Origin of the sequence: Algibacter sp. L1A34 (assembly GCF_009796805.1) — a bacterium.
Taxonomy (GTDB): Bacteria; Bacteroidota; Bacteroidia; order Flavobacteriales; family Flavobacteriaceae; genus Algibacter.
The window spans coordinates 2,494,870-2,515,147 of the sequence record NZ_CP047029.1; the positions used below are offsets into that span (position 1 = coordinate 2,494,870).

The following is a 20,278-nucleotide window of genomic DNA, read 5'->3' on the forward strand; positions in this document are numbered from 1 at the left end:
GTCAGGTTGAATTAATTTTAACATTAAATTTTCTGTTGAAGAAATAAAAAAGGGGAGTAGCCTAATAGTTTGAATAATTATTTATTTTTATTAAATACCTCGGTAGGTAAAATATCAAAGTAACTTTTAAAACATTTTGTAAAATACGAAGGTGAAGAAAAACCTGTTTTAAAGCAAACCTCACTAATACTAACATTTCCTGTTTCTAAAATTTGTTTCGCCTTTTGGAGTCTAATATTTCGTAAAAACTCATTCGCAGTTTGGTTTGTAAGCGCTTTAATTTTTCTGTAAAATTGGCTTCTACTTAAGCTTAATTTATCGGCTAGCATACCCACATTTAGCTCTGGGTTTTCAATATTTTTATGAATATGGTTTAGTACTTTTTCTATAAATTCTTTATCTATTGAGGAGGTTCTAATACCTTCTGGCATTTCACTAATGGCACTAAAGTATTTATTAAATATAAGTTGTCTGCTGGTTATTAACTGAGATAAACGTAGCCTTAACAACCTCATATCAAAAGGTTTTACCATGTAAGCATCTGCGCCAACTTCTATACCATCCATTCTATCTTCAATTTTAGCTTTTGCCGTTAGCATTAATAGAGGGATATGGCTTGTGCGAATATCACTTTTTATATGTTTACAAAAATCGACTCCATCCATTTCAGGCATCATAACATCTGTCATAATTACATCTGGAAGTAACTCTTTAGCTAGTTCAAGTCCTTTTTTTCCGTTACTAGCGAGTAGTACTTTATATTCACTTCCTATTTCTTGTTTTAAATAATCTAAGAGTTCTATATTATCTTCTACTATTAATAATGTGTATTTATGAGCGTCTGGGGTATCGTTAACTTCAGTATCTGTTAAAACACTTGTAGCTACAAGCCTTTCTTTTTGGTTTTGGAGTTCTGTACTTTCAGATCTTATTTCAGCTTCGTTAAAATGTGTGTTTCCTGCAGGTAATTTTATCGTAAAAGTTGTGCCTTCTCCTATTTTACTTTCAACTTTAATGGCACCTTTATGCAAGCTTATAAAATCTCGAACAACTTCTAGGCCTATTCCTGTGCCTCCATAGTAACCTTTATTAAGGCTTTTAGATTGATAGAAACGTTCAAAAATACGTTCGACTTCTTCTTCTTCAATTCCTGGTCCTGTATCAGAAATTATTATTTTCACAACTTGAACAGGTTCTTTTTCGTTAACCAAAGGTAATACGTATAGCGTATCGGTAGACTCTAAATCTATACTTATAGAACCACCTCTTGGCGTTACTTTTAAAGCATTTGATAGTATGTTGAATATTACTTTTTCCATCATACTTGCATCACACCACAGCGGAATATTTGTTACGTCTGCATCTAAGTTAAGATCTATTCCGTTAGACAATGCTTCTTCTTTAAAATACCCAACAATATCTTTTGTGAAATCTACTAAATTTAAATTCTCTGCCTTAACTCTAGCTTTATTCAACTCTAGTTTTCTAAAATCTAAGAGTTCATTTATTAATCTATAAAGCCGTTGCGTATTCTTATAAATTATGTTGTGTTTTTGCTTTACAGCAAGAGGTAAATTTAAACTATGATCTTTTATAATATCGTTTATAGGATTCATAATGAGAGTAAGTGGCGTTCTAAACTCATGAGAAATATTAGTGAAAAATTGAAATTTCTTCTCGTTTAAAGCTGCTTCTTGCAACCTTTTATTTTGTTCTAAGGTTATTGCCTGTTTTTCAATCATTCTTAATTGTGCTAGTCTATTTAAAAAATAGATTCCAGAAACAAATAAAATTATATATATAAATAAAGCCTCGTATGTTTTCCACCATGGTGGCAATACACATATATCTAAGCTTAGTGGTTCATCATTCCAAACCCCGTCGCTATTAGACGATTTTAATTTAAAGGTGTATTCACCATGATCTAAATTGGTATAGGTGGCACTTCTTAAATCGCCAACATAATTCCAGTTTTCTTCTAAGCCCTCTAAGTAGTAAGCGTATTGGTTTTTCTCTGGTCTTGTATAATTAATTCCAGTGTACTCAATAGTAAAAACAGATTCTTTATGATTTAAGGTAATATGATTTGTTTCTCCAATAACACTTTCTAGAGGCGATTTATCTTTATTAGGGAAAATAGTCTCATTAAATAGCTTGAAACCTGTTAGATATAAAGAAGGAACGGTGTTGTTAACTAAAATATTTGAAGGTTTGAAATAGTCGATTCCTTTATAATTTCCAAAATAAAGACTTCCGTCGTCATCTCTAAAAGTTGAATTTATATAAAAGTCGTTAGAAAGTAACCCATCGTTTTTTGTGAATTGGGTAAATGTATCTGTTTTTACATCTAATTTTGTAATTCCAGAGTTAGAGCTAAGCCAAATATTACCTTCTAAATCCTCAGTAACGCTAGTTATGTTTATTGCTTCTAGGCCATTTAGCTTGTTATACCAAAAGAGAGTATCAAGTTTAATGTTGTATTTACATAAGCCGGCTCCTCTTGTTCCAATCCATATGGATCCATTGGTTCCTTCTGCTAAGGATAGTACATGCTTAGCTGTAGAATGATTATTAAATTCTTTAGACATTCTACTTGCCATAGATGTTATTGAAAAGTTACCATCACTTAATTTATTAATTTTAAATAGGCCTTTATTGGTGGTAGCTAACCATAGGTTGCCTTTTTTATCTATTATTATCTTTCTTGAGTAAGCATCTACAATGCCATGTTTAATGAAAACATCGCTTTCATGATGCGTAAATTTTTTGGTATTGGGGTTGTAAGAATGCAAACCTTTATCCCAACTAGCAAACCAAATGGTACCTTCTAGATCTTCTGCAATACTTAAGATGTTATTAGATTCTAATTCTCCTACTTTATTCGTTTTATTGTAATTAATAAATTTTTTGGTTCCGTACTTTAAAAAATACAAGCCTTGGTTCCAGCTACCTGCCCAAATATTTTTTTTACTATCTATAAAAAGAGATTCAATGTAATCATTAGTTATGCCGGAGTATGCTCCGTTTGTTAAACTATTAATATGGGTGAATTGATCTGAATTGGGGTTGTAAACATCAATACCACCTCCATCCATGGCAATCCATATTTTATCGAATTCGTCTTTTGTTATAGCCGTTACAGCAGCATTTTGTAATGAATTTGGATTGTTGGGTAAGCTTTCTATATCATCAAACTTATCATATAGTTCATCATAAAGTCCTATTCCTGCGTTATAATATCCCATCCAAATACGCTCATTATGGTCTAAAAATAGAACCCATATTGAATTAGACATTATACCTTTTGCATTTGTTTTTTTAGATAGGTAATGATTAAAAACGTCTCCCTTATTGTTCATGTGGTATAAGCCATCGTTTTCGATAGTACTCATTATTGAACCATCTGGTAATTTGAGAATAGATAAAGTTCTGTTTTCCGAAATTAAAATTTTATCGAGCTTTCTACTTTCTATGCTGTCGTTATCAATATTTTTAATTTTATAAAGACCTTTAGACATAGAACCTGCCCATAGATTGTTTTGGTCTATAAGTAAACATTGAAAGTTTTCTTTAACAATGTCTTTATATTTGTTACTATTATACAAAAATGAATCTAGCGTATTTGTATCAGGGTTGTATTGTTTTATTCCTTCATCTGTTGCAACATAAACTTGTCCGTTAGCATCAATTTCAAGAGCATTTACAATTAAAGGGGTTGAAAAACCGACTCCTTTTTCAGTTATCTTCTCGGCTTTAAAAGTATCCGAATTAATCTTATACAAGCCTAAGCCGTAGGTGCCTACAAATAAATCTCCTTTTTTGTCACCTTTAATACTTGTTACACGAAGTATTGTTTTGCTTTCTTCATTACCTATTAATTTAATTCTTTTAAATCGATCATTCTTATCGTCATATAAATTAATTCCGTTATCGGTTCCAAACCATAGTCTGTTTTTTGAATCAAGGAAAGAGCAGTTAACTGTATTACTGCTTAATGATGTAGAATCGTTTATTTCAGATTTATAGCTTCTATAATCTATGCCGTCAAAACGATTTAAACCAGTACCATTGGTGCCTATCCAAATAAAATCATGCTGATCCTGAATTATAGTATGTACCCCAATTTTTGAAACACTTTCCTTTATATTAACAAAAGCGAATTTTTTACTAGGCTTTTGGGCCCAAATATTTAATGATAATAATAGGAGATAGCAAACAAAAAACCAGTATTTTTTCTTCATAAAAACATTACTCTTTTATCCTATAAAATTTAAATTTTCAAAAAAATAACGAAACTTTAGGATTAGAAATTAAGGAAAATATTTAAAATATAAATCGTATCTGAATTAATTCTAAGATAAAGACATATTCGTTTTTAAATAGATTAATAATCTCAATTAATTTAGCAATGCTCTAAACTAAAGTTTTTAATTCAATTCGTATAATTTTTATAAACATTTAAAGCTGCTAAACTGAATTATACAACATTTTTTATAGTATATGCGCAATTTTTGCTATCGTCTACTTATCGCTTAAAATAACTTTGTACTTAAGCTTATTACAGGGTTTATTTTAAATTAAACTTAGTTGTATTTGGTTTGAATATAATCGAAAACATAAAAAATGGGAAAGAGAAACAATTTTAAAATAGGGCAGTTTGCTGTTTTGTTTTTTATTACTTTAGGAGTTATTAATGCACAAGAAAATATGGTTCGAGAACAAGGCTTTAATAAAAAAAATGTAAAAGTATATACAACCGCTAAAGACAGTAATTTAAAACTATCCCTAACTAAAGAAACAACTTTTAAACCTAGTAGCCAACCAACAGAAACTGAGATTTCAATTTTTGTAAATCCAAATAAAACATTTCAGAAATTTTTGGGTATTGGTGGAGCAATTACAGATGCATCGGCTGAGGTTTTTGCAACGCTTAGCCAAGAAAAACAAGATCAACTTTTGCAATCTTATTTTGGTAAAGATGGTATTGGTTATAATGTAATTAGAACTAATATCCATAGTTGTGATTTTAGTTCTGGAAGTTACACTTATATAGATGAAGGTGATGCTGAGTTAAAATCCTTCTCTATAGAAAAAGATAAGCAATTTAGATTGCCTATGATAAAAAGGGCGGCAGCGTTAATAGGAAATAGTATGGTGTTTTATGCTAGCCCTTGGAGCCCTCCTGCTTTTATGAAATCTAATAAAGATATGCTGCATGGTGGTAAGTTGCTACCAGAGTTTAATCAAGCTTGGGCAAATTATTATGTAAAATTTATTGAAGCTTATGAAGCTGAAGGATTGCCTGTTTGGGGTGTAACCATACAAAACGAACCAATGGCGGTGCAAATTTGGGAATCTTGTATTTACACTGCGGAAGAAGAACGCGATTTTCTAAAAAACTATTTAGGACCAACGTTTGAAAAAGCTGGAATGAGTGATAAAAACATTGTAGTTTGGGATCATAATAGAGATTTATTATCGCAGCGTTCTAATACAATTTTTGAAGATCCAGAAGCTGCAAAATACGCTTGGGGAACTGGTTTTCATTGGTATGAGACATGGACAGGAGGAGAACCCATGTATGATAATCTTAAAAATTTTAAAGAATCATTCCCTTCTAAAAATTTATTATTTACAGAAGGATGTAACGAAAAGTTTGATGCCGATAAATACCAATATTGGCCAAATGCCGAACGTTATGGCAATTCTATGATTAGCGATTTTAATAATGGCACCGTAGGTTGGACAGATTGGAATATTCTCCTAAATGAAAAAGGAGGCCCTAATCATGTTGGTAATTTATGTTTTGCCCCTGTGCATGCAGATACACAAACTGGAGAACTTATTTATACACCTGCTTACTATTATATTGGACACTTTTCCAAATTTATAAAAAAAGGAGCTTTGCGTGTAAGCACTACCTCAAGTAGAAGTACACTAGATAGTACAACATTCCAAAATACAGATGGTTCATTTGTAACAGTAGTAATGAATAAAACTGATAATAAAATAACTTACAACTTAATTGTAAAAAACCGTAAGGTTTCTTTAGAAATTGAACCTCACGCTATGCAATCTATACTATATTAAAAATATGAAAAACTACTCACTCTACATCTTGCTTATTTGCATCATTACATCATGCAACGATTTAAAAAATAACACAAGTGTATCTCAAAAAGATCCAGGACAACAGATTATTCATTCGGGTTTTGATGATCAAATTAGCGATTTAATGGCTAAAATGACCTTAAAAGAAAAAATTGGTCAAATGAATCAATACAATGGGTTTTGGGATGCTACTGGCCCAAGTCCAGATAAAGGAAAATCGGCAATGAAATATGAGCACATAAGAAATGGATATGTCGGTTCTATGCTTAATATCAAAGGAGGGGTAAAACAAGTGAAAGCTGTCCAAAAAATAGCAGTAGAAGAAACCAGATTGGGTATTCCGTTAATAATAGCTTTCGATGTGATACATGGGTTTAAAACTATTGCACCTATTCCATTAGCAGAATCTGCAAGTTGGGATATGGAAACAATAAAAAAATCTGCCCAAAATGCTGCCGAAGAGGCTGCTGCATCAGGTATAAACTGGACTTTTGCTCCTATGATAGATACTTCTCGAGATGCACGTTGGGGACGGGTTATGGAAGGTGGAGGAGAAGACCCTTTTTTAGGTTCTAAAATAGCTATTGCAAGAGTAAAAGGTTTTCAAGGTGAAGATTTATCCACTTCAAATACTATCGCGGCATGTGCAAAACACTTTGCAGGTTATGGTTTTGCAGAAGCAGGCCGAGAGTATAATACGGTGGATGTTGGTACTTCTACTTTAAATAATATCATTTTTCCTCCTTTTAAAGCTGCGGCTGAAGCTGGAGTTAAAACATTTATGAATTCTTTTAACGAACTTAATGGAATCCCTGCTACAGGTAACAAATATTTACAACGAGAAGTTTTAAAAGGGAAATGGGGTTTTGATGGATTTGTTGTTTCAGATTGGGGATCTATGATGGAAATGACGGCCCACGGACATGCGAAAGACTTAAAGCAAGCTGCCGAGTTTTCTATTAAAGCAGGTTCAGATATGGATATGGAATCTTATGTTTATGTAGAGCATTTAGCCGATTTAGTTAACGAAGGCACTGTCGATGTCTCACTTGTAGATGATGCTGTAAGACGTATTTTAAAAGTGAAATTTGAATTGGGTCTTTTTGAAGACCCTTATAGGTATTGTGATGAAGAAAGAGAAAAAGCAATAACCGGAAAAAAAGAGTTTATTGATGATGCTTTAGATATGGCAAAAAAATCGATTGTTCTTCTTAAAAATAATAATAACCTATTACCCTTAAAAAAGGAGAATCAAAAAATTGCTTTAATTGGTGCATTAGCAAATGATAAAACAAGTCCATTAGGAAACTGGAGTTTGGCAGGAGAACCAGGATCTGCAATTTCAGTTTTAGAAGGATTACAGCAGTATAAAGGAAATAATTTATCTTATGCTAAAGGAGCAGATGTAGTTGTTCCAAAATCTAAAGCTGCTTGGGCTGATGAGGTTGTTGTAAATAAAACGGATACCTCTGGTTTTGTTGAAGCTATTGCATTGGCTAAAAAATCTGATGTTGTTGTTATGGTTTTGGGAGAACATGGTATGCAAAGTGGAGAAGCAAAAAGTAGAGCGAATATTGATTTACCAGGAGTGCAACAGGAGCTTTTGGAAGCTGTTTATAAAGTGAATAAAAACATTGTTCTCGTGCTAACCAACGGAAGGCCATTGGCTATTCCATGGGCCGATGAAAATATTCCTTCTATTGTTGAAGCATGGCAATTAGGTGTGCAGAGTGGAAATGCCATTGCACAAGTACTTTATGGTGATTATAATCCAAGTGGTAAGTTACCCATGACGTTTCCTAGAAGCGTGGGGCAAGTACCTATTTATTACAATCACAAAAATACAGGTAGACCAAGTGCAGAAAACGTTTTTTGGTCTCATTATTCAGATGAAGAAAATACGCCTTTATATCCGTTTGGATACGGTTTGAGTTATACTACTTTTTCATATGAAAATTTAAAAATTGATACCGTGAGTGATAGAGAGATTAAAATTTCTGTCGATTTAACTAATACAGGGGAAGTAAAAGGAAAGGAAGTTGCTCAATTATATATCCATGATCTATTTGCTTCAGTTACTAGACCTGTAAGAGAATTAAAAGGATTTGAACTCGTAGAATTAGAGCCAAAAGAAACTAAGACTGTTCATTTTACATTATCAGAAAAGGAATTGGGTTTTTATGATAATAATGAAACATATGTCATAGAACCGGGTGAATTTAATATTTATATTGGGGGCGATTCTGGAGCATTACTTCAGGATAGTTTCAAACTAAAAAAACAATCAAACTAATTAATAGAATATGACAACACATTTTGAATTTTGGGATTACTTTATTTTTGTAGCCTATGCTGTTTTAATATTAGGCGTCGGTTTATGGGTTTCTAGAGATAAAGAAGGACATCAAAAAAATGCAGAAGATTATTTTTTAGCAAGTAAATCATTGCCATGGTGGGCTATTGGAGCTTCACTAATCGCAGCCAATATTTCTGCAGAACAATTTATAGGGATGTCTGGTTCTGGATTTGCTTTAGGACTCGCCATAGCATCTTATGAGTGGATGGCAGCTATAACCTTAATAATTGTTGGTAAATATTTTCTACCCATTTTTATCGAAAAAGGATTGTATACCATTCCTGAGTTTGTCGAAAAGAGATTCTCTACCAATTTAAAAACCATTTTAGCCGTTTTCTGGATTGCATTATATGTGTTTGTAAACTTAGCATCAGTATTATATTTAGGTAGTTTGGCTTTAGAAACTATTATGGGAATACCTATGATGTATGGTGTTATTGGCTTGGCATTATTTGCAGCGGCTTATTCATTATATGGTGGACTTTCAGCAGTAGCTTGGACCGATGTTATTCAAGTCATCTTCTTAGTTTTAGGAGGTTTAGTTACAACTTATATTGCTTTAAATACAGTTTCTGGAGGTGAAGGTGTTATCTCGGGTATAAAAATAGTCTACGAAGCAGCACCAGATCGATTTACTATGATTTTTGATAAATCGAACGCATATTACGATATGTTGCCAGGTATAGGTGTTTTAATAGGTGGTATGTGGGTTGCAAACCTTTATTATTGGGGTTTCAATCAATATATCATTCAAAGAACATTAGCGGCAAAATCATTAAAAGAAGCGCAAAAAGGGATATTATTAGCCGCATTTTTAAAATTAGTGATTCCATTAATAGTAGTGATTCCTGGAATTGCAGCTTATGTTATGATTAACGATCCTGAGATTATGGCAAGGTTAGGAGATTCAGCCTTGAATAATTTACCATCATTAGAACAAGCAGATAAAGCATACCCTTGGTTATTACAGTTTTTACCAACAGGAATGAAGGGGATTGCATTTGCAGCATTGGCAGCGGCCATTGTTTCGTCTTTAGCATCGATGCTAAATTCAACATCAACTATTTTTACAATGGATATTTATAAGCAATATATTAATCCAAAAGCTACAGATAGAGCAACGGTTAATGTAGGTCGATTATCTGCTGCTGCAGCTTTAATTATAGCATGTATTATGGCGCCATTGTTAGGTGGTATAGATCAAGCATTTCAATTTATACAAGAATATACAGGTATTGTAAGTCCTGGTATTTTAGCTGTATTTATGTTAGGATTATTCTGGAAGAAAACAACAAACAAGGCAGCCATTTTTGGAGCTTTAGTATCAGTACCAATAGCTATGTATTTTAAAGTAGCACCAAATGGCTGGTCTGGCTCAGCAATTTTTGTTAATGTGCCATTTATGGACCAAATGGGGTATACCACTCTATTAACTATGATTGTAATTGCAGTGTATAGTTACATTCAACATAAAGGCGCAGATGATGAAAAAGGAATAGAAATTACAAAAGAGTCTTTTAAAACGAGTCCGTTGTTTAATATAGGTGCTTTTGCAGTTTTTCTTATTGTGGCGGCATTGTATGCTTCGTTTTGGAATTAATTAATAATAGTGATTTAGCTATAGTCTGAGTCACAAATTTTAACTCATAAAAAAACGGTTTAGTTTTCTCTAGGCCGTTTTTTTTATGCTTAAAATTCAACTTGTTATTATGTTTACAAAGAACTTAACTAAGAGTGATAATTTTTTGGAATGGCAAAACAAGAGGAATAGAAATATATAAGGAGGGTATTCAAAAGAGTTAACATTATAAGCGGTTGAGCACAGGTTAGTCATCTTTTGACTTTAATTTTATCATTATATTATAATAGATGTGTTTTTGTTTGTCTTAAATCGGGCATGTTTCAACTTAAATTTAAAAAACTATAATTATGAATTTTTCAAACCTTTCAGTTATTTACATTAATTGCACATTAAAAAAATCACCTCAAAAAAGTCATACCGATACCTTAATGGGGATCTCTCAAGATATTTTGAAAAAAGAAAATGTGTCTTTTGAAACTATTCGATTAGTAGATGAAGAAGTTGCCGTTGGTGTATATCCTGATATGACGGAACATGGTTTTGATAAAGATGCTTGGCCAGAAATATTTGATAAAGTAATGGCTGCAGATGTTCTAATTATTGGCACACCAATATGGTTAGGCGAGAAATCTTCCGAAGCTCAAAAACTTATAGAACGTTTGTATGCTATGAGTTCTAAAACTAATAATAAAGGGCAATACATATTTTATGGAAAAGTTGGAGGCTGTATGATAACAGGGAATGAAGATGGTGTTAAGCATTGCGCTATGGGTATTTTGTATGCTTTGCAACATGTTGGTTATTCCATTCCACCTCAAGCAGATTGTGGGTGGATTGGTAAAGTTGGTCCTGGTCCAAGTTATGGAGATACAGAATGGAAAAAGGAAAAATTAGATGCTCCCGCCGGTTTTGATTCGGATTTCACCAATAGAAACGCTACATTTATGACTTACAACTTACTGCATTTGGCAAAAATGCTAAAAGAAAATAATGGTTATTCCAATTATGGTAATTCTCGAGAGAAATGGGATGATGGTACACATTGGGCTTTTAAAAACCCGGAATACAGATAGATTACCAATAGAATAACCAAAGCAATTAGTAAAAATTGTTTTAATCTTTATTTTCTTTAATTTACCAATTCTAGAAGAGATATAAGGTAAGTTTCTAATACAAAACCCGTCTGATATTTAATTACATGATTTAGAATGAATATTATTGAACACTATAAGCAAACAAGAAATCTTACTAATTCGCTTTGTAAACCTTTAGAAATTGAAGATTATACACCGCAGTCTGCAGCTTTTGCAAGTCCACCAAAATGGCATTTAGCTCATACTACATGGTTTTTTGAAGAGATGATTCTAAAACCATTTTTAAAGGATTATATGGTGTTTAACGTTGAGTTTAGTTTTTTGTTTAATAGTTATTACAATACTTTAGGTAAGCGTATAGCTAGGCATGAACGCGGTTTAATTACAAGGCCAAGTGTTGAAAATATTTATAAATACAGAGAATACGTAGATAAGCATATAGAAAAACTTTTGGGAGATTCTCAAATTAATGAAGACGTTTCTAAGCTAATTGTTTTAGGAATTAATCATGAGCAGCAGCATCAGGAGTTATTAATTACGGATATTAAATATACACTTTCTAGAAACCCTACGTATCCAAAATTATATGAAGTAGCATATGCAAACATGTTACAGGAAACAGATCCTTTAAAATTTATTGATATAAAGGAAGGTATTTATAATATTGGTTATAATAAAAATGAATTTTGTTATGATAACGAGTTTGGTTTTCATCGTGTATTTGTAGAAAATTATGCTATTGCAAATAGATTAATTACTAATGGAGAATACATTGAGTTTATAAATGCAAATGGATATAGCACATCTAAATATTGGTTAGATGATGGTTGGTATTTTATTAATACAAATAACATAGAATACCCATTGTATTGGGAACAAGAAAATGAGATTTGGTATGTTTATACATTGGCAGGAAAAGAGCTCTTAAATTTGGATGCTCCGGTAACTCACATCTCATTTTATGAAGCAAATGCTTATGCTAGCTTTAAAAATAAACGATTGGCTACCGAGTTTGAGTGGGAAATAGCCAATGCGCAATTTAATTGGGGAAAAACTTGGGAATGGACTAATTCTGCCTATTTACCATACCCTAATTATAAACAAGATGAAGGTGCTGTTGGCGAGTACAATGGTAAATTTATGATTAATCTTATGGTTTTGAGAGGGCATAGCGTTGCAACATCACCAAACCATAGTAGACCAACTTATAGAAACTTTTTTTCACCGGAAACACGTTGGCAGTTTTCTGGTATACGTTTAGCAAAATAATATGAATATACAATTTAAAATAGATGTTTCTAGTGGTTTAACCAAATCACCAAAAACTTTACCTTCAAAGTATTTTTATGATGAAATAGGGGATAAACTCTTTGTTAAAATCATGAACTTACCCGAGTATTATCTAACGCGTGCAGAATATGAGATTTTTGATACGAAATCTGAAGATATAATTCGTAAATTAAAAATAAATCCTTCGGATACTATCGATTTAATAGAGTTAGGGGCTGGAGATGGTAAAAAAACAAAAACCTTTTTAAAGGTATTATTAGAGAAAAAATATAATTTTAAATATGTACCAATAGATATTTCTATACATGCATTGAAGGCTTTAGAAACATCTTGTAAAATGGAGTTTTCTAATCTTGATATAGAAATAAAACAAGGTGAATATTTTGGTGTTTTAGAGGATGTAAAAACAAATAAATCGCAAAAAATAATTATGTTTTTAGGTTCTAATTTAGGTAACTTAGAAGATGAAGCTGCTCAAGATTTTTTAACCAAACTGAGTAATGCTTTACAAGTGGGCGATAAAATAATTTTAGGATTAGATTGTATCAAACCGGAAGAGATTGTGCTACCTGCATACAACGATAGCCAAGGCGTGACTAAAGCATTTAATTTAAACTTACTACATCGAATAAACAAAGAACTTCATGCCGATTTTGATGTGTCGAATTTTGATCATGTACCTGAGTATGATGAAAAAACAGGTATTGCAAAAAGTTTTTTAGTTAGTAAAAAAGAACAAAAAGTAAGTTTCAATGGGGATAAAACATATTACAAGTTTTCAAAAGGAGAAAAAATTCAAACTGAAACGTCCAGAAAATATAATGACCGTATTTTACAGACGCTTTTAAGAAATACAAATTTAGTTCAGATTTCTAAAATCAGTGATTCTAATAATTATTTTTAATAGTTATATTTTAGAACGTGTTTAACAATGGAGCAGTTAATTATTTTAGGTTTAGGAGCTAGAAGCACATTGTTTTATCAAGAGAAATTACATGAGTTATATTTCTGTAAAAAAGGAGGTTACAGTACATTTCCTTTTATATTAAAGCAACTCGATTTTAATTCTATTAACCCATATTTACCTAATAATACCTCTGTTATAGCGCCAATACTTCAGCGTGAACTTAAAGATTACAATCGCGCAGAAGTTAAGTTGTTAGTTCCAAACATTACCATTCATAAAATATTGGATAGGATTGAGTTTAATTTACAGATTATTCACCCTTACGAGTTGTTAAATAAGGAGTTAGAAAATAGTGAATTGAGTAATTTGGTGTTTTTCGGAACCAAGTTTACCAATAATGATTCTTATATAGCATCGTATATTAAGGATAGATCAATAGAGAAATTAAGGGATGATGAGGTTCTCTTTTTGGATGATTTAAGAAAAAATGTATATGCTAATACTGAAAATAATGAGGATATTATAATTTACAATAAGTTGATTGAAAAGTATTCAGAGAATTATATTGTTATTATTGCATGTACAGAATTATCTATACTAAACTCTAGTAAGAATAAAAATGTTATCGATTTGTCAATACTTCAGTGTCGAGAAAGCATGAAAATTATAGCTCAATAAAGATCATATAGGTGTTAATTAATACGAACTTAAAGTTACATAGTTTTATAATTAAATATAATCGTCTCTATTATTTGTATTGAAGTTAACGCTTTTATAAAAAGGACAAAAAGCGGTTATACTTGCAAAGGCAAACATAACAGAAACAACAATTAACATTATGCCAAAAACACCTCTTATTTCTCCTATAAAAAATAATGATAGCAATAGTAAGGAGACTATAAATCTTACAAGTCTATCAAAATTACTCATGTTTTTTTTTAGTTTCAGCATAATTGAGAGGTATTAGTTATAGATTTTGGGCGGTACAAATTTAACTTTTTTTTATGGAACACAAGGTTTTAGCTTACGGTTATTGCGCTTTAATTGGTTTTAATAGCCTTTTATCGGGTATTTTGTTGATTTAATAATTTTAGATAATGTCTGGTTTAGAACAAATTGCAAAATTTGCGAGATTTTAAATATATAAGTTATGGAAGAATAAAATAGAACAATAAGGTTAACACATGCCTGTGAAGTTTATAATCTCCTAATCTTTTTCTTGAGATTACGTTTCTGTTTGTTGCTTTATTTTTGCGATTAATTGATTGCTTTGATAGAATGGTAATTTATCTAATGCTTCAAGTAAAATAGTTATTTCATTACTTGATAAACTTATTTGAACTTCTTTTTCTCCATTAATAGTTTTTATTTGATGGGTGAATTTAAGTATGATAAATTCTGCTGGGCGGTTAGGAGCAAGACCAATTTCGAATGTCATTCGTCCCTCAAGAATATCTTGTGTAGTCATAGTTTCATTTAAACCAATACGAACATAAAAGGCATGTTCGGCTTTAGTTCCAGCTAAAGCGCCTTGTCTCCATAATGAAGATAGGTAGTTTTCAATAATTGTTCTTGTTTTTATCCAGGTGGTAGCGTCGTTAACTTCAAAGGAGACAAAGGTTGTCGATTTTTTTATCGATTCCTCAACCATATTAAATAACCTTCTTACTGGTATATAACGCCATTCATTGTTATTTCCTGCTAAAGTTCTTGCACCCCAAATCAATGTGCCTTTTCCGGGAAAACTTCGAATAGCATTGATGGATTTGCCAGATGCTTGATTAGCGTTTAAGCTATTTTGTTCGCTTTCGCTTATTGTATGCGTTGGATCAATAATACTACTTATAGATACATTTGCTGGAGCTTTCCATACGCCACGATTATTATCCGTTTGAACATAAATACCGGCTACTGCGCAACTTGGTGGTAAGATTACTGTATGTTTTACTAATTCAGATTTTACAAAATTGTAGACATCAGGATTTGAATCCTTAAGCAGGTTGAGTGTGGTTTTTACTGGTGTTGAAGTCTCTTGATTATTAATAACAGATACTTTATTTTCGTTATATTTATAGCTAAATGATGAGTTAAGATATGGCATATATGCGGCTCCATATTTTAAATCTCCAACGATACCATTTCTAAATTTGATAGTAGATTCATCTATTTGATCTTCCATTAATACATCGAAAATTGCAAACCTATCCTTTAGAGCGCTACATTGGCGTAGAACTTCTTGGCATAGTATATAATAATCATTACCAAGTTGAATAGCATCGGGACAAACTAAAAGTGTTACTTCATCGATTTCGGCAACTGCTTTTAGAGCCTTCTCGTATTTTTCCTTGTTAGCATTGGTAAATAGTGGAGAAATGTAGCAAGGACCACCTCCATTGGAAAAATAAAGTTTGATAGCATAAAACATAATTGCCTTTTCGGCATCTAAGTCTTTTTCCAATTTTACTAGTTCAATAGTATTTGTTCTAGTGTTTTGTTTAATAGTTACGTGATATTCGTATGGTTTAGAAGTGCCAAAGTGATGTTCATATTCTAAGAGAGAACTGATTTTAACAGGTGTAAATTCACCATTTTCCGGCACGATTTGAGTTTTACCAATAAAGGCAGGAATTGCAGAAGCTACTTGTGTAATCGAATTTGGAAAGGATGAGGTTTCCTCAACATAAACTCCAGGTGAATTATTAGTTGGCATAGTTTTATCTGTTTTAATTTTCAAATGTCTAGTTCTGATTATAATTACAGGGTAAAATTAATTTTACCCTGATTATTTATATACCATATTAGTGGTCTTGAAGACTAAAGATAAATGTAATTATAATTCAATGTACGAATTAATTACGTTTTTTTATAAAACTTACTTTTTTAAAGTGCTGTTTTTTAGTGGTTTATTTGTTTGTATGCTGAATAAGCTTATAACTTACTCAGGTGGGTTTTGATTTGTTTTCAGTATAAAAACTGTTTAGAATTATATAATTTTTATTAAGGACGCGTCTATTTAATCAAACCTGAATCTATGCTATTAAAATATTTTCTTCATTTTAGATCACTTATTTGTTAAATGAAAATTCTCCAGATTTGAGCAACTAAAAAAGTAACAATAAAACCTGCAATAACAGGAAGTATAGATGCTACAACTGTCCATTTCATACTATTGGTCTCTTTGTATATTGTGTATATTGTAGTACTACAAGGGTTATGTAATAAGCTAAATAGCATCACATTTATGGCAGTAAGTAACGTCCATCCACCAGCTTTTAAAATATCTGCTGTGGCTGTAACGGAATCTAATTCGAACATAACGCCATCACCAACTCCTCCAGAAATACCAGTTACCATTACGGTAAGCATTAATATTGTAGGGATTACTATTTCGTTAGCAGGAATGGCAACAATATAAGCTAATAAAATAACGCCATTTAAACCTAATAAAAAGCCAAAGCCATCTAAGGAGTTAATCGCCCAAGAAGCAATACTTACATCTCCTATAAAAATATTAGAAATCAACCAAATAACAGCTCCTGCTGGTGCCGCAAAAACAATGGCTCTCCATAAAACTATCATTGTTCTATCTATTAATGATGTATAAATGGTTTTCCAAAAAACAGGTGGTCTATAAGGAGGTAATTCTAAGTTAAAGGTTGAAACTTCTCCTTTTAAAACGGTTTTAGATAATGCCCAAGAAAAGAAAAACATAAACGCAATACCTAAAACAGCAATACCTATTACTGCAGATAAAGAAGCCAAACTTGAATAAGATGCTGGTACAACTGCTCCAATAAATATTGTGGCTAGTAATATTTGTGTAGGCCAACGACCATTACATAAAGAAAAATTATTAGTAATAATGGCAATTAAGCGTTCTCTAGGACTATCTATAATACGTGTAGCTACAACACCTGCAGCATTACAGCCAAAGCCCATACTCATGGTTAATGCTTGTTTTCCGTGTGCTCCAGATTTTTTAAAAAGGTTATCCATATTAAAAGCAACTCTTGGTAAATAACCAAAATCTTCTAAAAGGGTAAACAAAGGGAAAAATATGGCCATTGGTGGTAGCATTACTGCTATAACCCAAGCAACCGCTAAATATACTCCATCGAATAAAAACCCATTTAACCACCAAGGAAAACCTATATTAGTTCCAACAGTTTTTAAAAAGGGATGAATATTGTCTAGTAGTAATGTTGCCAACATAGAAGACGGGTAGTTCGCACCAATAATAGTGAGCCACAATACAGCTCCTAAAATAAAGAGCATAATTGGGAAGCCCCAAATTCTACTTGTAACAATTTTATCTATTTTAGCATCTAACCTAAATTTAGTTTTTTTGTTATCTTTCGTTACAGCACCTTCAACAATCTTAGAAGCATCGGCATAAATACTTTCGGCTAAATTATCGTGAAAATCATCACCAATTTCCCAGCGTAATTCTTCTGATAATGCGATTATGTCATCTATATTTTTAGTATTCATTGGTTGCTATTTTACCTGTTTTTAATGCTTCTATTATTTGAGTGTCTCCTTCTAATAATCTAAAAGCAATCCATCTACTATTTGAAATATTAGGATATTCTTTTTCTATAGTTTCACTCAATTCTTTAACAGAATTTTCAATATTTTTAGGAATATTTTTTATTCTTCGTGGTTTGCATTTTATTTTACCATTTGCCAATTCACTAATAGTTTGAATGAGTTCTGGAATTCCTCTTTGAAACCTTGCACTTGTTGGTACAACCGGAATTCCAAGATCTTTTGATAAAACTCTCGTGTCTATTTGAATGTTATTTCTTTCAGCTTCATCTATTAAATTTAGACACAAAACGGCATTGTTTGTAATTTCTAAAATTTGTAAAACTAAATTTAAATTACGTTCTAATCGGCTAGCATCTACAACAATTACAGTAACAGTAGGTTTTCCGAAAAGGATAAAATCTCTAGCAACTTCTTCATCTTCCGAAGTTGATAATAAAGAATAGGTTCCTGGTAAATCTACAAGCTTATATTTTTGATCATTATACTCAAAACCACCTTCGGCTCTTGTTACCGTTTTGCCTGGCCAATTTCCTGTATGTTGGCGTAAACCAGTAAGTGAGTTAAAAACCGTACTTTTTCCTGTGTTAGGATTGCCGGCCAATGCTACAACAAAATCAAAATCGCCAGTTTTTACGCCTAATTTTTTAAGTCCATCTGCATTAAAATGAGCGCAGGTTTCGCAAGCGCTTTTTGTTTTATTTTCCATGACTAATTTTGTTTATTAAAATTTTTGATGCTTGGTCTTCCCTTAATGCAATGGCTGTTCCTTTTATTAAAAATGCTTTTGGATCACCTAATGGATTTAGCAAATCTATCCCTACAGAAGCACCTCTTACAAATCCTAAATCTAATAATCGTCTTCTACTTTCTCCTCTACATTCTTTAGATAGTCCAATAATTTTAGCTGTTTCATCTATTTTTAAACTGGATAAACGCGCAATGTTTTCTTCTTGAATTTCAGTTTTTTCTAATACAGATACGGTAATATTTCCTGCTACTATTGGAGCTAAAACAAATTGTTCACCTTCTGAATGAAATACCAAACGTGTATTATTGTTTTCTATAACTCTAATAATGGAGTATAGATGTATGTTTTCGGCCAATATTTGCTTGTAAATAATATCTGGTTCATCTTCAATATGAATAATTTTACCTATATCATTTTCTTTAAGAGAGGATAGGAGCACACCTCTTTTACTTACCATTTTTCCTTTTCTTGTTGGTATGGGATCTCCGTGTGGGTCAAATTTTGGATAACCTAAAAGATTAGCAAGGTTATTAACGTCCGATTCGCTTAATTCATGTTCTTTTTTTTCTGCTCTGTCGTGCCATTCTTCTTTATGAAAACCGGTTTTTTCGGATAAATATTTTTCCCATAATCGGTGCGCTCTTATAATTTGCAAGGCATATTCATTTCCATTTGGAGTTAATTTATAGCTATCTTTTTCTAATATAATTAACTCATTATCCATCATTTTATTAAGACTTTCAATAATAGATGAATTTGAGAAATTTAAAGTATTAGTTAAATCTGTAGTGGTTATTGAGTTATTGGACGTTTGATTGTGATAAAGGAATTTTAATATATCCTCTATAATGGTTTTATCCTTTTTGTGGTAGGTGCTTTTCAGTAAAAAGTAAATTCCTTTTTTAGGTCGGAAAATTAAAAAAATCAATAAACTAATTCCAAAAAAGAAGTATAGAGCGGTGATTGGGTTGTAATTCATATTTTTAGGTATAAATTTTTTATTACATTTTCAGAAATATTAAATTGTTTTTTATCTATTTCTATTTTGAATGAATTATCGAATTCTTCTTTATCAACGACTTTAATTTTAGCACCAATTGTAAGGTTGTTTTTTGTTAAATATTTTAAAAATGTATCGGAATCATCTTTTACTTCAACAAAAATACCTTCGTCTTCAATTTTGAGCTTATCAAGGCAAATAGTATCAAGAATTGTAAACTTACCATTAGCATCGGGAATGGGATCTCCGTGAGGATCAACTTTAGGGAAATTTAAAAAAGCATCTAATTGGTTGGTTAGTTTATCTGAATGGATATGCTCCAATTGTTCCGCAATATCATGTACTTCATCCCAACTAAAGTTTAGTTTTTCTACAAGAAAAGTTTCCCATAGTCTATGTTTTCTAATAATAGAAAGTGCTGCTTTTTCACCTTTAGTGTTAAGCTTAACTCCTTTATATTTTTGATATATTAACAGGCTTTTTTTTGCTAATTTCTTTAGCATATCTGTAACAGAAGATGCTTTTGTTTCCATTCTTTCGGCGAGAAGATTGGTGTTTATATCTGTTTTATGTTTCTGCTCTAAAGCATAAATTTCTTTGATGTAATTCTCTTCAGATTTTGTTAACATTAAATAATGG

12 protein-coding genes and 1 pseudogene are annotated in these 20,278 nt (G+C 31.7%); 7 read left to right on the forward strand and 6 right to left on the reverse strand.

Annotated elements, in window-relative coordinates:
- Positions 1–77 precede the first annotated feature (77 nt).
- The gene (locus tag GQR97_RS10635; protein ID WP_158848192.1) at positions 78–4,241 is read right to left on the reverse strand and encodes a two-component regulator propeller domain-containing protein; all 4,164 of its coding nucleotides are present in this window, start codon (positions 4,239–4,241) and stop codon (positions 78–80) included.
- Between the two features lie 382 nt (positions 4,242–4,623).
- Between GQR97_RS10635 and GQR97_RS10640 the strand changes: the two genes are divergently transcribed.
- The 7 genes from GQR97_RS10640 to GQR97_RS10670 all read left to right on the forward strand — a co-directional run bounded on the left by GQR97_RS10640 (position 4,624) and on the right by GQR97_RS10670 (position 14,018).
- Positions 4,624–6,090 (forward strand): glycoside hydrolase family 30 protein, encoded by a 1,467-nt coding sequence (locus GQR97_RS10640; protein WP_158848194.1) that lies wholly within the window; start codon positions 4,624–4,626, stop codon positions 6,088–6,090.
- A gap of 4 nt (positions 6,091–6,094) precedes the next feature.
- A complete protein-coding gene (gene bglX, locus GQR97_RS10645) occupies positions 6,095–8,404 on the forward strand; it encodes a beta-glucosidase BglX (protein ID WP_158848197.1) in 2,310 nt (769 codons plus the stop codon).
- Between the two features lie 10 nt (positions 8,405–8,414).
- Positions 8,415–10,067, forward strand: a complete 1,653-nt coding sequence (locus GQR97_RS10650) for a sodium/sugar symporter (RefSeq protein WP_158848199.1) — start codon at positions 8,415–8,417, stop codon at positions 10,065–10,067.
- Positions 10,068–10,396: 329 nt separating this feature from the next.
- On the forward strand, positions 10,397–11,122 hold the full coding sequence (locus GQR97_RS10655; RefSeq protein WP_158848201.1) for a flavodoxin family protein: 726 nt from the start codon (positions 10,397–10,399) through the stop codon (positions 11,120–11,122).
- Between the two features lie 135 nt (positions 11,123–11,257).
- A complete protein-coding gene (egtB, locus tag GQR97_RS10660) occupies positions 11,258–12,412 on the forward strand; it encodes an ergothioneine biosynthesis protein EgtB (protein ID WP_158848204.1) in 1,155 nt (384 codons plus the stop codon).
- Position 12,413: 1 nt separating this feature from the next.
- Positions 12,414–13,337 carry an L-histidine N(alpha)-methyltransferase gene (locus tag GQR97_RS10665; RefSeq protein ID WP_158848206.1) on the forward strand — a complete coding sequence of 308 codons (924 nt, stop codon included), beginning with the start codon at positions 12,414–12,416 and terminating at the stop codon, positions 13,335–13,337.
- Between the two features lie 27 nt (positions 13,338–13,364).
- Positions 13,365–14,018 (forward strand): aspartate/glutamate racemase family protein, encoded by a 654-nt coding sequence (locus GQR97_RS10670; protein WP_158848208.1) that lies wholly within the window; start codon positions 13,365–13,367, stop codon positions 14,016–14,018.
- A 51-nt stretch (positions 14,019–14,069) separates the two neighbouring features.
- Here the strand turns inward: GQR97_RS10670 and GQR97_RS19975 are convergent, their stop codons facing one another.
- The 5 genes and pseudogenes from GQR97_RS19975 to GQR97_RS10695 all read right to left on the reverse strand — a co-directional run bounded on the left by GQR97_RS19975 (position 14,070) and on the right by GQR97_RS10695 (position 20,268).
- Positions 14,070–14,291 carry a DUF2892 domain-containing protein gene (locus tag GQR97_RS19975; protein ID WP_158848210.1) on the reverse strand — a complete coding sequence of 74 codons (222 nt, stop codon included), beginning with the start codon at positions 14,289–14,291 and terminating at the stop codon, positions 14,070–14,072.
- Between the two features lie 274 nt (positions 14,292–14,565).
- Positions 14,566–16,050, reverse strand: coding sequence for a phage tail sheath family protein (locus GQR97_RS10680; RefSeq protein WP_158848212.1), 1,485 nt, complete (start codon positions 16,048–16,050; stop codon positions 14,566–14,568).
- A gap of 362 nt (positions 16,051–16,412) precedes the next feature.
- Positions 16,413–18,597, reverse strand: a pseudogene (feoB, locus tag GQR97_RS10685) (ferrous iron transport protein B).
- Entirely contained in the window at positions 18,587–19,618 is a 1,032-nt protein-coding gene (locus GQR97_RS10690; RefSeq protein WP_158848214.1) for a DtxR family transcriptional regulator, read from the reverse strand. The pseudogene feoB and the gene GQR97_RS10690 overlap by 11 nt, the downstream one beginning before the upstream one ends.
- Positions 19,615–20,268, reverse strand: a complete 654-nt coding sequence (locus tag GQR97_RS10695) for a metal-dependent transcriptional regulator (protein ID WP_158848216.1) — start codon at positions 20,266–20,268, stop codon at positions 19,615–19,617. Before GQR97_RS10695 ends, GQR97_RS10690 begins: the two co-directional genes overlap by 4 nt.
- Positions 20,269–20,278 lie beyond the last annotated feature (10 nt).